Genomic DNA, 12,315 nt, shown 5'->3' with positions numbered 1-12,315 from the left:
GAGCACCACCTTGACATGGTGGGGGTCGGTGGTTCGAGTCCACTCGGACGCACCATTCCTGTTTATCCCTTCGGTTTATCCTTTCTTATCATCGTTTAAATCCAAAATAAAAAGGCCACATGACGTGACCCTTGTGAACCGACCTTGCCTGTTAGCGGGCATTTAACCGTATTTACTCTCAGACATTGCGAGCAGTTTTTTCTTCAACCCCAGGTCATCTCTGACCCCAAACTTGCGCATGATATTACGCTTATGGCTGCTGACCGTTTTCTGGCTACGGAACAAAGCTTGCGAAATTTCCACCCCACTCTTCCCTTCACGGATGAAGCTCAGCACTTTATTTTCTGCTTCGGTCAATATGATTTTATCTTCGCAAGGGGCATCCTCCGCCGTGACTTCGCGAATAAATGGGCTGAGGAATCGCTTATTGCGCATGCTCGATTCGATAATTTCGCGGAAATTAAAAGCGTGTTCATCGACGCACAGAATAGAGCAGCGGGTTTGTTCAAATAACTGCTTAATCATCCGACGCTGCGACGCATGGACCAGGATAAGCATTCGCGGCCCTGAAACGGGAAAAGATTCAACACACACCGATTGTTGTGTGGTTAAATCCAGAAGAGACAGATGAGGTACCGTTTCACTTTCCCGCACCAACGACTCAATTGAATAACTCCAGCCCGGATTGGTTCGTGCCAGTTGTTCCAATCCATAATGAATGGCGTCAACCCAAATTGTCCGGCGAGAAAGAGAACATACATTATAACGGGCCATAACTATTTCCTGCATGATACATTGACGTTAACTGTACTATTTCCGCGAGCATTTCAAGCCATTGCGCATACGTATTTATATTTAACGCTGCGCAGATATTATGCTTCCACGAGAAAATGGTTTTATAACTGCATTGCCGCGAATCCGCCATTTCCCGGGACGACAATCCTGATGCAAACTGCAGTAAAATATCCAATTCAGTGAGCGTAATACGACGTGGATGCTGCGCCATGGCATGTGGTCGCTTCAATACAGTCCTGGTGCCGGTGCCAATCAGTTCCTGCAACGCTGGCTGTAAGGCTGTCGCAAGATTGTCTTCATCAATGATCTTTGCGACATAAAGCGTGTTTAATAATTTGCGCATCCACGGATATTGCGCGGGGATCCAAACGAGGGTTTTGACTTTAATTGCTTTTACCTCACGGATGAATCGTAACAGGTCACTGGCCATGCCTCCTGCCCCACCCATACCAACGAGAAGTATTCTACTATCAGCGCTGCTGCCGCGAACATGTTCAGTTAAATGGGGTAACGTTTGAAACGCCTGAAGGGTAGCATTTTCCTCTGTCACTAAATGAGTGACAACCGTTCGCAACAACATACGGGGTTCATAGAGAAAGAGCGCTGGCACAGTTATTTATCCTTGATTACAACATCACACTAAGAAAATGATTACTGCAGCCAGAATAATAGATTCAAAGGATGGATAGAACGTAAAATAGTGTCCAATAGTGGATCCAAAAAGTTTCACGAATATCTTTACAGAATTCGATTATTGAATCCAAAAATAAAAATTAATTATCCCGAACAATCCACGACACTTGTTGTGTTTTAGTGGCTGGGACATGCGTCCGTCGACGATAAGAACCTAACGCCTCCGGCGTACAGTAGGTACAGGTTTCAAGCCAGTCGATGTTATTCGCTTTTACGCCAGCGTCCAGCAGTTCCAACTGACAAAATGCTGATAAATCAAACCACTGGCTGTTCTCTTCCCGGGCCTGCGCACTGTGTACGTTTTGCCCACGTGGCGTGTCGGAGAACAAGCACGGCTGATGCTGACGCACGCGTTCTGCGGCGGGTGTGGCCAGTAACGCTCGATAAAAGTCGCCAGAAACCTCATAACAGCAGGGCCGAATATGTGGCCCGACCGCGACGATAATGTCGTCTGCGCTGAAACCCGCCGCCGCAAACTGTTTCACACTCGCCTGCACAATCCCCAGCGCCGTCCCGCGCCATCCGGCATGTACGCTGGCAATAAACTGCCCGTCGCGGGAAGCCATCAGTAACGGCAAGCAATCGGCAGTGAGTACGCCGATCTGCTGCGCCGCCATCGAGGTAAATACGCCGTCTACATGTGGCCGCTCGTCAGGCGTTTTGGTGAGGTTGAGGATGTCCGCGCCGTGAACCTGCTTAATATCGACGATTTTAGATTTGTCGAACGCGGTGGATTCATGCACATCGAGGAAAGCGTGGCGAACGCCGGGAACGTCCGCCAGTAAGCGAGAAAAATAGGCCATTATCGTCTGTTAGTCTGATGTCACAGACCTTAAACGTAATCCAGTGACGCCGTTCCGACAAGTCAGATGGCATCACTGGCAACGATTAATTACAACACCTTACTGAGAAACGATGCGGTACGCGGGTTCTGCGGCGCGCTGAAAATTTGCTCCGGCGTGCCCTGCTCCTGAATAATCCCCTGATCGATAAAAATTACCCGGTCGGCGACTTCGCGAGCAAAGCCCATTTCGTGGGTGACAATAACCATCGTCATCCCTTCGCTGGCCAGGTTTTTCATCACTTCCAGCACATCGCCCACCAACTCGGGGTCCAGTGCAGACGTCGGTTCATCAAACAGCATAATCGACGGCTGCATCGCCAGCGCTCGGGCAATTGCCACGCGCTGCTGTTGCCCGCCTGACAGGCTCGATGGCCAGGCATCACGCTTATCACTCAGCCCGACTTTAGCCAGCAGGCCTTCGGCAAATACCGTGGCTTGCGCGCGGGACATCCCTCGCAGCGCCATCGGAGCCATCAGCAGATTCTCGAGCACCGTCATATGCGGAAACAGATTGAAGCGCTGGAACACCATGCCCACGCTTTCACGCATCTTATTGAGATCGGTTTTCTGGTCATGCACCGGGAAACCGTTGACCCGCACTTCGCCTTCGCTAACCGACTCCAGCGCGTTCATGCAGCGCAGGAAGGTGCTTTTCCCCGAGCCCGAGGGCCCTATCACGCAGACCACTTCCTGGGGCTGGATATCGCAGTCGATCCCGCGCAGAACGTGGCTGTCGCCAAAGTGTTTATGCAGATTTTTAATGTGAATCACTTTTGCCAAACCTCTTTTCCAGACGGTTAACCAGCTGCGCCAGCACGAACGTAATCACCCAATACACCACAGAAATGGTCAGATACGGTTCCCAGTAGGTCGCATATGCGCCAGAAACCGTTCGCGCGGCATAGGCCAGATCGGCCAGACCAATCGCCGAGGCCAGCGAGGAGTCTTTGACAATCGCAATCGCGTTATTGCCCAGCGGCGGCAGAATGCGGCGAAACGCCTGCGGCAGGATAACCTTGCGCATGGTCTTCCACCACGGCATCCCAAGCGCCTTGGCGGCTTCCATTTGTCCTTTATCGATAGACTGAATGCCTGCGCGGAAAATTTCCGAAACGTAGGCACCCGCATTGAGCGTGATTGCCACGATGCAGGATAAAAACGCGCCGTAGTTGGAACGTAACTCGCGAGCAAAATCGCTGCTCATTATCCCACCGGTAACCAACAGTCCGTCACGTGGGTTAATGAACAACGGCACCAGCGCAAAGTGCACCACCATGATTTGCACAAAAAGCGGCGTACCGCGAAACGCGCTGACATAAAAGCGCACCGGAAATTGCACCAGGTAACGCAAAACGTATTTCCACGGCCCATGTTCGGCCTTCGCCATCCGCCCGAGGCCAAGCGTCAGGCCCCAAAGGGTGCCGAGGATCACGCAGATAACGGTGCATTTGAGGGTCATTATCGCGCCATCGATAAACAGCGGACCGTACTCCTCAATAATTTCCCAACGGAATCCCGTCATAACTTATCCCTGAAAAAAACGGCGATAGTCATCATCAATGGCTACCGCCGTGAAAGCGAAAAAAGATTACTGTGCAGGCAGAGTCGGTACGTCTGCGTCGAACCAGGTCTGGTAGATTTTGGCGTAGGTGCCGTCAGCTACGATTTTCTTCAGGCCAGCGTTAATTTTGCCGAGCAGTTCGCTATTGCCTTTGGCTACGGCAATGCCGAAATACTGGCGTTCAAATTTGGCGTCTGGCACCAATTTGAACTGCTTTTCTGGATGTTGTTTGATGTAGTACTTGACCACGCCCACGTCACCAACCGCCGCGCTGACGCCGTCTTCAAACAGCTCCTGCAACATCAGCGGCGTGTTGTCGAAGCGCTTAATTGCGGTGCTGTTTTTACCCAGCACGTCCGATACCACAATATCGCCAGTGCTGGAGTTCACCACCCCAACCTTCTCGGTTTTCAGCGCCGCCAGCGAACTGACTTTTGAATCTTTAGGCACCACAATCGACTGTTCCGCCGGGAAGTAAGGCGCGGAGAAATCGACCATCTGCTTACGCTTGTCGGTGATGGTTATCCCGGAAATGATGATGTCACGGTCGCCAGAATTGAGGGTCGCAAAAATGCCTTCCCACGGGGTATTGACCAGCTTGATGTCAAAGTTTTCGGCTTTAGCGATAGCCTTGATGACATCAATATCGAAGCCTTCCAGTTGCTTCTGATTGTTTTCAAATTCGAACGGGCGATAGGTGCCACCGGCACCGACGACGTAGGTTTCTGCTGCTGCCTGTGCGCTGGCTGCCAAAGCCGCCGTCAGGCAACAGGCTTTAATCCATTTGCTAATCATACAATCACCTTGTTATGCATTTAATGTGCATAAAAATACATAAATTAGCGGTCATATGCAACAGATGAAATGCGTTATCAGGCTGAGCTATATCCCTTCTGCCTATTCCTTGATTTCAGCGTGCTGGCGCAGCTGTTCCGGCGTGGCAACCGGCAGACCAAAGAAGCGCAGATAGGCGGGGATCATTTCAAACAACATGTCGGTCCCGCGCTGGACCTGGCAGTCCCGTTCCATCGCCGCCTGCAAAAACGGTGTCCACGTCTGGCTCATCACCACTTCCCCAACAAAGGTGCCAGGCCGCAGTCGGTCGGTATCCAGCGGGAGCGGATCGCCCGGCGACATACCTAAAGGAGTGGCATTGACCACCAGCGAGTGCCCCTGCGGGTCGTTCTTCATCAGCGTAACGTCCAGCGTCGGATAGTGGCGCAACAAGCGCATCGCCAGCGCCTGGGCGCTACTTTCCCGGGTATCAAACAGCGTCAGGGCAGGCACGCCCACCGCCGCCAGCGAGGCCGCAATCGCGGAGCCGACGCCCCCGCAGCCGACCACCAGCGCCCGGGCATTATCCGGTATGAATCCTTTGTGCAGGATGCCCTGCACAAAGCCGTCGCCATCAAACATGTCCCCGGTCAGCGACCCGTCCTCTTCGCGCCGAATGGCGTTACAGGCTCCAGCAATCGCCGCCGTCGGGGTAAGCTGCTGCACCAGCCCGGCGGTGACCACTTTATGTGGCATGGTCACCAGCGCGCCGACCAGATTGGTCAAGGTAAAGAGCGTCGGCACGAAGGCGGCAAATGCCTCCGGGCGCACGCCCATCGGCACCACTTTGACATCGACGTTTTGAGCCGCCAGCCACGGATTGTAAATCATCGGTGCCTTAAAGTTTTCTGTCGGCCAGCCGAGATGCGCTATCAGGCGCGTGTTTCCGGAAATGGTCATCAACTGCTCCTTAATCCTGCGGTTCCGTGAGTTCGATGCGTTTTACATCGCCAAGAATGAAGACGTACGCCACGACACCGAGCAGCGCGGCACCGCCGATGTAAATCAGGGCGTAGAAGAAATTACCGAAGGCGGCGACGATGAAACCAATCACCAGCGGCGTGAGGATCCCCGCCAGATTGGCGCAGAAGTTAAACAGCCCGGCGGTGAGGCCACCCAGCCCACGCGGGGCCATGTCGGAAATCAGCGTCCAGCCGAGTCCGACCATGCCCTGACCGAAGAAGGCAAACGACATCACCAGAATCACCGCTGTGTCGCTGTGTAGCCAATTCGCACCGATGATACAGCTCGCCATCAGCAGGCCGACGATGATCGGTAACTTGCGCCCAAGGTTAGCCGAACCGGTGGCTTTCAGCAGTTTGTCCGACACCCAACCGCCAAACATCACCCCACCGGCAGCAGCGAGGAACGGCAGAATGGCGAAGAAGCCGACTTTCAACCACGGCATGTGGCGTTCGGTCGCCAGCCATGTCGGGAACCAGGTCAGGAAAAACACCAGGACCGTGTTGCCCGCAAACTGGCCAATACTGGCCCCAACAATCTGACGTTTACTGAGCAGTTGCCGTATCAGCGGCCAGCTAAACTGCGTTTTCTGCGCGGTGGCGGTGTGGATCCCGCCCCCTGCCGCAATGTAATCATGCTCCTGCTGGCTCAAACGGCTGTCTTCATGCGGCTCGCGATACAATCGCCACCAGGCGATGGCAAATAAAATGCCGACCACGCCGACGCTGATAAACAATGCGCGCCAGCCGAAGCTGCCCATTATCCAGAACAGCAGCGGCGAGAAGCAGGCCAGCCCAAGATATTCCCCCACGGTGTACACCGCCGTGGCTTTGGCCCTTTCCTGCTGCGGGAACCAGGCGCTGACCACCCGACTGTTGACGGGGAAACACGGCGCTTCGCTGATGCCGAGCCCGAAGCGGCACAGTAGTAACGATTTAATGCCCACCGCCATGCCGTGAAACAGGGTGAATAGTGACCACAGGGTCAGCGAAAGAAAATAGGTGATTTTATTGCCAAAGCGATCAAGGAACAGACCGCCGGGAATTTGTGCCAGGGCGTAAGTCCAGGCGAAGGCGGAAAACACGAGCCCCATAATCGCCGCGTTAATACCGAGTTCCTGGGTCAGCTCCGGCGCAGCGATGCCGAGTACCGTGCGGTCGAGATAGTTGATCATGGTGCCCACTGCCAGCAGGGCCAGAATACCGATTCGACGCCGGGTGCGGCGCACCGCAGTCACCGCCTCCGCGGCCACTACGTGGTCATGGCTGTATGTGCTCATAGTGTTTCCTGTCGTTGTAGGGTGCAGATGAATGTTGTTATTTTCACTCCGCCAGCTGAACCTTCTGGTTCAGTCTGGTTTACTCACTGTACTGCATTGCCGACAGACGCACGGCCGCGTTGACCGCGCCATACTGCGCGTAGCCGTTCCGTCGTTCGGTTAACTCAAAGAAAAAACGTCCGGCGCTAAACGGGCGGGTATAAACATGCAAAAATTCGCCGCTGCTGCTGTCGCGGTCATACAGGATCTGCTGACGTTGTAAGGTTTCAGCCTGCTCGCTGTCGCCAAATCGCGCGCGCAAATCATCATAATAGTTAGCCGGGATCGGCAAGGCCAAGGCGCTACCCGAGGGTAACGCATCGAGGGTGGCGGGTAAGTCCGCACAGGCGAACGCCGCATGCTGCAGCCCAGCGCCCTGATAACAGGCCACCGAGCGGGCAATTTGCGTGGCACGGCTTTGGGATATATTCAGCGCCAGACGGATCTCCCCCTGCGGGCTGTGTACCGCCAGGCTGCGCACCAGCCCGTAGGGATCCGGCATCGTTTGCTCGTGTTCGAGGGTGAAACCAAACACGGTGCGGAAGAACATCACCCAGTTATCGCGACTATCAGCCTCCATACCCAGCGCCAGGTGATCGATGCCGAGCAGACCATTCGCTGAATCAGTTGGCTGTAATTCAAAATCGCGGGCATAGATATCGTCGCCCTCTTCTACCAGGTAAATCAGACTACCGTCGGGGGCACAGACCGCAGGGATCGTACTTTCATTCGGCCCGACGTCCCCTTGCCAGGTGGCATAACCATACGCTTTGGCCCTGGCGATGATTACCGCGCTGTCGCTCACCCGCAGCGCGATGGCACACAGGGAAATACCGTGGCGCTGCCAGAAATGGTCGGCCCAGGAGTGCGGTTGATGGTTGACCACCACCCGCGCCCCGCCGTTTTGCCACAGGCTCACTTTCTTACTACGGTGGGTACCCTGCTGTTGAAAGCCCATCTGACCCAGGCTTGCGCCCAGCTTTTTAGCCTCGGCGGGGCTGGTGGCAAATTCAATAAACTCAGGGCCATGAAACTGCGGCAGTTCAGGCAGTGAGACCAAGTCGGCGTCAGTGTCCGGCAGCTGTTGGCGGGTTTGTTCTTCCAGCCACAGCAGTGAACGATAGCCGTCTTTGGCGGTGGCTCCATTTGGTGAGGCGCGAAAACCGTCGTTGAATACCTCCAGAGACCAGGGTCCGCGATAGCCGCGCTGGGTTAATGCCCTGGCAAATTCCACCACCGGCAGTTCACCCTGGCCGGGGAAGCAGCGGAAATGACGGCTCCACTCCAGCACGTCCATTTTCATTACTGGCGCATCGGCCAGTTGCAGGAAGGTGATTTTCTCGACCGGGACGTCATCCAGGCGGGCGAGCGTGTCGCCCAGCGCCAGCACGTGAAAACTGTCGAGTACGATCCCCATCGCCGGGCTATCGACCACTTTCACCCGTTGCCACGCCTGATGCCAATGGTTGACGTGGGTGCCCCAGGCCAGCGCTTCGTAACCGACCTTAATTTTTTCACGCTCGGCAAGTTCGGCAAGCGCAAGCAGGTCGCTGATTTGCAGATCGATGTCGGGACTGGTATCGGGGGCAACGCTGCTGCACAACAACAATGTGTCGCAGCCAAGCTGATGCATCAGCTCAAATTTACGCCGGGCGCGTTCAAGATTGGTGGCAAACTGGGTCCGATTCGCCCCTTCGAAATCGCGAAACGGCTGAAAAAGCGTGATCTGCAAACCGAGATCGGCGGCCATCTGTCGGATATCCGCCGGTGAACCGGTATAATAGAGCAGATCATTTTCAAAAATTTCAACGCCCTGATAGCCTGCATCGGCAATAGCACTGAGTTTTTCCGGCAAGGTGCCTGATATCGAGACGGTTGCAATGGAGCGCAGCATAGTTTCACCTGTCATGATCTACGGGGAAATTGAATATGAATCATTTGGTTCATTCGTGCCATTGTTCGTTGCTAATTTGTGATCATTGTGTGTATTTTTTGTTCTTTACAAGAAGCTGGAGTTCCCATGTCCGTTGTTGCAAGCGATGTTGCTCACGATGAAGCCCAGAGCCTGAAAGAGAAGATTTTTGCCGCCGCCATCGCGGTGTTCGCCGAGCACGGTCTGGCTGGGGCGAGGATGGAACAGATAGCTGGAGAGGCGCAAACCACCAAACGCATGGTGGTCTACTACTTCAAAACGAAAGAGCAGCTTTATCAGGCGGTGCTGGAACACGTTTACGCCCGCATTCGCGAGAACGAACAACAGCTGGGACTGGAAAATTTGCCGCCGGTGGAAGCCCTGGTGCAGCTGGTGAAATGGAGCGTGGCCTATCACGCCAGCCATGCAGACTATATGCGGGTAATCTGCATGGAAAACATGCAGCGCGGAAAGTGGCTGAATGCTTCCGGCTTACTCAAGCCTCTGAACAAAAGCGCGCTGTCGATTCTGGAAAATATCCTCCAGCGCGGCCAGCACCAGGGAATTTTCCAGCAAGGCGTGGAAGCCCGCGACGTACACCGTTTGATCAGCAGCTTCAGCTTCTATCAGGTATCGAATTTTTACACCTTTAACAGCCTGTATCTGGAAGGTCCGTTGCCGGAAATAGACGATCCCCAACTGGTGGCGCATCACAGTGATATTGCTGTGAAAGCCGTTTTACGCTTTGTCATTGCCTGACAACACTTTTACTGCCCTGCCAGGGCAGTGATGACCCGCTCCATCGCTTCGCGGGTCAGCTCAGTGCGTTTGATTTTTTGATTCGCCAGCGAGGTGCGTACCACGCCCGCAATCACAATGTGTTTCGGCTCCTGACCGAGGTCACGCATCTCCAGCACGACTTTGCCCACGACGCGACACATCTCCTGATACAGCGCATCATCTTTGGTCTGATTGCCCATGCCACTTACCTCTAAGTCATTAATTTTACATTCATTACTGATGATAGCGTTTTTCAGAGAAACTTTCGCCTTTTGATTCTGTTACAACGTAAAGATCAAGAAGTAGGGATTTTGTTAACTGCTATCGTCTTGTTCTGAAACAGCGTTTTCATTTTCCTTTTTACCCGTAACCTCGTATAATACGCATCGATTCTTTCTTGAATGGTTTCAGCGCATTGGACTGCACAAAAAATAGCTTAAAACTTCATCCTTCCTCTGTAGCTGGCAACCAGGCTCACTTTCCTCTGCACGCTTATTTGATGTCACCTATCCTTATCTCGTGGCACTGCAACTTTCGTAATACAGGTTTGATTTCGGGGCCGTGCGCCCAGGATCCAGATTCCCATTTCCTTCTCTCTCAACTTGAAGACTAAGACTGTCATGAAAAAGACCAAAATTGTTTGCACCATCGGTCCAAAAACCGAATCCGAAGAGATGCTGACCAAAATGCTGGACGCCGGCATGAACGTCATGCGTCTTAACTTCTCTCACGGTGACTATGCTGAACACGGCCAGCGCATTCAGAACCTGCGCAACGTAGTCAGCAAAACCGGTAAGAAAGCCGCTATCCTGCTGGATACTAAAGGTCCGGAAATCCGTACCATCAAACTGGAAGGCGGTAATGACGTCTCCCTGAAAGCAGGCCAGACCTTCACTTTCACCACTGACAAATCCGTGGTGGGTAACAGCGAAATCGTTGCTGTCACTTACGAAGGCTTCACCACTGACCTGAGCGTCGGCAACACTATTCTGGTTGACGATGGTCTGATCGGCATGGAAGTCACTGCCATTGAAGGCAACAAGGTTATCTGTAAAGTGCTGAACAACGGCGACCTTGGCGAAAACAAAGGTGTTAACCTGCCGGGCGTGTCCATCGCCCTGCCAGCGCTGGCTGAGAAAGACAAACAGGACCTGATCTTCGGTTGCGAACAGGGCGTAGACTTCGTTGCCGCGTCCTTCATCCGTAAGCGTTCTGACGTGCTGGAAATCCGTGAGCACCTGAAAGCCCACGGCGGCGAAAACATCCAGATCATCTCAAAAATTGAAAACCAGGAAGGCCTGAACAACTTCGACGAAATCCTCGAAGCGTCTGACGGCATCATGGTTGCACGTGGCGATATGGGTGTTGAAATCCCGGTTGAAGAAGTTATCTTCGCGCAGAAGATGATCATCGAAAAATGCGTACGCGCACGTAAAGTGGTTATTACCGCGACCCAGATGCTGGATTCGATGATCAAGAACCCACGTCCAACCCGCGCTGAAGCCGGTGACGTTGCAAACGCCATCCTCGACGGTACCGATGCAGTTATGCTGTCTGGTGAATCCGCGAAAGGTAAATACCCGCTGGAAGCCGTAACCATCATGGCCACCATCTGCGAACGTACTGACCGCGTGATGACCAGCCGTCTGGACTTCAACAACGACAGCCGTAAGCTGCGTATCACTGAAGCGGTATGTCGTGGTGCGGTAGAAACGGCTGAGAAGCTGGAAGCGCCACTGATCGTTGTTGCGACCCAGGGCGGTAAATCTGCTCGCGCTATCCGTAAATACTTCCCGGATGCCACTATTCTGGCGCTGACCACCAACGAACTGACCGCGCGTCAGCTGGTGCTGTCTAAAGGCGTCAACGCACAGCTGGTTAAAGAAATTTCATCTACTGATGATTTCTACCGTCTGGGTAAAGAAGTGGCTCTGCAGAGTGGTCTGGCTCAGAAAGGCGACGTTGTGGTGATGGTTTCTGGTGCTCTGGTCCCAAGCGGAACCACCAACACGGCGTCCGTTCACGTCCTGTAATTATTTTATTTTGACTTAATTTTCACAAAAGCGCCCTCGTGGCGCTTTTTTTATTCCTTCGTTAGCTATCTTTAATAAAAAAGCAAATCGGATTTCACTATTTAAGTTGAGATTATTTAAGATGAATCCGATGAAAATGTACTGTTTTCACACAGCTTTTTGCCGGTTTTGCCCCGGTTCGTTGCTTCTTTGAGCGAACGATCAAAAATAAGCGTATTCCCATCAAAAAAATATTCTCAACATAAAAAACTTTGTGTAATACTTGTAACGCTACATGGAGATTAACTCAATCTAGAGGGTATTAATAATGAATCGTACTAAACTGGTACTGGGCGCGGTAATCCTGGGTTCTACTCTGCTGGCAGGTTGCTCCAGCAATGCTAAAATCGATCAGCTGTCTTCTGACGTTCAGACTCTGAACGCTAAAGTTGACCAGCTGAGCAACGACGTGAACGCAATGCGTTCTGACGTTCAGGCTGCTAAAGATGACGCAGCACGCGCTAACCAGCGTCTGGACAACCAGGCTCACTCTTACCGTAAGTAAGAGTACCTGTAATAAAAATGGCGCACATTGTGCGCCAT

Annotated in this window: 14 protein-coding genes; 4 read left to right on the top strand and 10 right to left on the bottom strand. The window is 53.1% G+C overall.

Features of this window, described 5'->3' with window-relative positions; all coding sequences use genetic code 11:
- Positions 1-162: 162 nt before the first annotated feature.
- The 9 genes from SIK69_RS15200 to SIK69_RS15160 all read right to left on the bottom strand — a co-directional run bounded on the left by SIK69_RS15200 (position 163) and on the right by SIK69_RS15160 (position 8,902).
- Complete coding sequence (locus SIK69_RS15200) at positions 163-774, bottom strand: helix-turn-helix transcriptional regulator (RefSeq protein WP_319786457.1); 612 nt, start codon at positions 772-774, stop codon at positions 163-165.
- The gene (locus SIK69_RS15195) at positions 761-1,405 is read right to left on the bottom strand and encodes a helix-turn-helix transcriptional regulator (RefSeq protein ID WP_319786456.1); all 645 of its coding nucleotides are present in this window, start codon (positions 1,403-1,405) and stop codon (positions 761-763) included. The genes SIK69_RS15200 and SIK69_RS15195 overlap by 14 nt, the downstream gene beginning before the upstream one ends.
- Positions 1,406-1,568: 163 nt before the next feature.
- On the bottom strand, positions 1,569-2,291 hold the full coding sequence (gene pgeF / locus SIK69_RS15190; protein WP_319627475.1) for a peptidoglycan editing factor PgeF: 723 nt from the start codon (positions 2,289-2,291) through the stop codon (positions 1,569-1,571).
- 89 nt (positions 2,292-2,380) lie between these two features.
- Positions 2,381-3,103 (bottom strand): amino acid ABC transporter ATP-binding protein, encoded by a 723-nt coding sequence (locus tag SIK69_RS15185; protein ID WP_319627595.1) that lies wholly within the window; start codon positions 3,101-3,103, stop codon positions 2,381-2,383.
- Entirely contained in the window at positions 3,090-3,854 is a 765-nt protein-coding gene (locus SIK69_RS15180) for an amino acid ABC transporter permease (protein ID WP_319786455.1), read from the bottom strand. The genes SIK69_RS15185 and SIK69_RS15180 overlap by 14 nt, the downstream gene beginning before the upstream one ends.
- 66 nt (positions 3,855-3,920) lie before the next feature.
- Positions 3,921-4,688: a basic amino acid ABC transporter substrate-binding protein gene (locus SIK69_RS15175; protein WP_319627477.1), complete on the bottom strand. Its 768-nt coding sequence runs from the start codon at positions 4,686-4,688 to the stop codon at positions 3,921-3,923.
- A 102-nt stretch (positions 4,689-4,790) separates the two neighbouring features.
- The gene (locus SIK69_RS15170; RefSeq protein ID WP_319627478.1) at positions 4,791-5,627 is read right to left on the bottom strand and encodes a shikimate dehydrogenase family protein; all 837 of its coding nucleotides are present in this window, start codon (positions 5,625-5,627) and stop codon (positions 4,791-4,793) included.
- A 10-nt stretch (positions 5,628-5,637) separates the two neighbouring features.
- Positions 5,638-6,969: an MFS transporter gene (locus SIK69_RS15165; protein WP_319627479.1), complete on the bottom strand. Its 1,332-nt coding sequence runs from the start codon at positions 6,967-6,969 to the stop codon at positions 5,638-5,640.
- A gap of 79 nt (positions 6,970-7,048) precedes the next feature.
- Positions 7,049-8,902, bottom strand: coding sequence for a bifunctional sugar phosphate isomerase/epimerase/4-hydroxyphenylpyruvate dioxygenase family protein (locus SIK69_RS15160; protein ID WP_319786454.1), 1,854 nt, complete (start codon positions 8,900-8,902; stop codon positions 7,049-7,051).
- Positions 8,903-9,028: 126 nt separating this feature from the next.
- Between SIK69_RS15160 and SIK69_RS15155 the strand changes: the two genes are divergently transcribed.
- Positions 9,029-9,679, top strand: a complete 651-nt coding sequence (locus SIK69_RS15155) for a TetR/AcrR family transcriptional regulator (protein WP_319627481.1) — start codon at positions 9,029-9,031, stop codon at positions 9,677-9,679.
- An 8-nt stretch (positions 9,680-9,687) separates the two neighbouring features.
- On the opposite strand, the gene fumD is transcribed toward SIK69_RS15155, so the two are convergent.
- The gene (gene fumD / locus SIK69_RS15150) at positions 9,688-9,900 is read right to left on the bottom strand and encodes a fumarate hydratase FumD (protein ID WP_319627482.1); all 213 of its coding nucleotides are present in this window, start codon (positions 9,898-9,900) and stop codon (positions 9,688-9,690) included.
- 197 nt (positions 9,901-10,097) lie between these two features.
- Between fumD and ynhH the strand changes: the two genes are divergently transcribed.
- The 3 genes from ynhH to SIK69_RS15140 all read left to right on the top strand — a co-directional run bounded on the left by ynhH (position 10,098) and on the right by SIK69_RS15140 (position 12,277).
- Positions 10,098-10,313, top strand: a complete 216-nt coding sequence (ynhH, locus tag SIK69_RS22985; protein WP_445582681.1) for a protein YnhH — start codon at positions 10,098-10,100, stop codon at positions 10,311-10,313.
- A 7-nt stretch (positions 10,314-10,320) separates the two neighbouring features.
- A complete protein-coding gene (gene pykF, locus SIK69_RS15145) occupies positions 10,321-11,733 on the top strand; it encodes a pyruvate kinase PykF (RefSeq protein WP_319627483.1) in 1,413 nt (470 codons plus the stop codon).
- Between the two features lie 307 nt (positions 11,734-12,040).
- Complete coding sequence (locus SIK69_RS15140) at positions 12,041-12,277, top strand: major outer membrane lipoprotein (protein WP_002908860.1); 237 nt, start codon at positions 12,041-12,043, stop codon at positions 12,275-12,277.
- The last annotated feature ends 38 nt before the right edge of the window (positions 12,278-12,315 follow it).

This window comes from Scandinavium lactucae (assembly GCF_033843265.1).
GTDB lineage: Bacteria > Pseudomonadota > Gammaproteobacteria > Enterobacterales > Enterobacteriaceae > Scandinavium > Scandinavium lactucae.
The sequence above is the reverse complement of the archived record's forward strand: the minus strand, read 5'-3'. Positions and strand labels throughout refer to the sequence as shown.

Coding starts and splice junctions, on each gene's coding strand:
- SIK69_RS15200 (WP_319786457.1), bottom strand. CDS start 774: ATGGCCCGTTATAATGTATGTTCTCTTTCTCGCCGGACAATTTGGGTT.
- pgeF (WP_319627475.1), bottom strand. CDS start 2,291: ATGGCCTATTTTTCTCGCTTACTGGCGGACGTTCCCGGCGTTCGCCAC.
- SIK69_RS15180 (WP_319786455.1), bottom strand. CDS start 3,854: ATGACGGGATTCCGTTGGGAAATTATTGAGGAGTACGGTCCGCTGTTT.
- SIK69_RS15175 (WP_319627477.1), bottom strand. CDS start 4,688: ATGATTAGCAAATGGATTAAAGCCTGTTGCCTGACGGCGGCTTTGGCA.
- SIK69_RS15170 (WP_319627478.1), bottom strand. CDS start 5,627: ATGACCATTTCCGGAAACACGCGCCTGATAGCGCATCTCGGCTGGCCG.
- SIK69_RS15165 (WP_319627479.1), bottom strand. CDS start 6,969: ATGAGCACATACAGCCATGACCACGTAGTGGCCGCGGAGGCGGTGACT.
- SIK69_RS15160 (WP_319786454.1), bottom strand. CDS start 8,902: ATGCTGCGCTCCATTGCAACCGTCTCGATATCAGGCACCTTGCCGGAA.
- SIK69_RS15155 (WP_319627481.1), top strand. CDS start 9,029: ATGTCCGTTGTTGCAAGCGATGTTGCTCACGATGAAGCCCAGAGCCTG.
- fumD (WP_319627482.1), bottom strand. CDS start 9,900: ATGGGCAATCAGACCAAAGATGATGCGCTGTATCAGGAGATGTGTCGC.
- pykF (WP_319627483.1), top strand. CDS start 10,321: ATGAAAAAGACCAAAATTGTTTGCACCATCGGTCCAAAAACCGAATCC.
- SIK69_RS15140 (WP_002908860.1), top strand. CDS start 12,041: ATGAATCGTACTAAACTGGTACTGGGCGCGGTAATCCTGGGTTCTACT.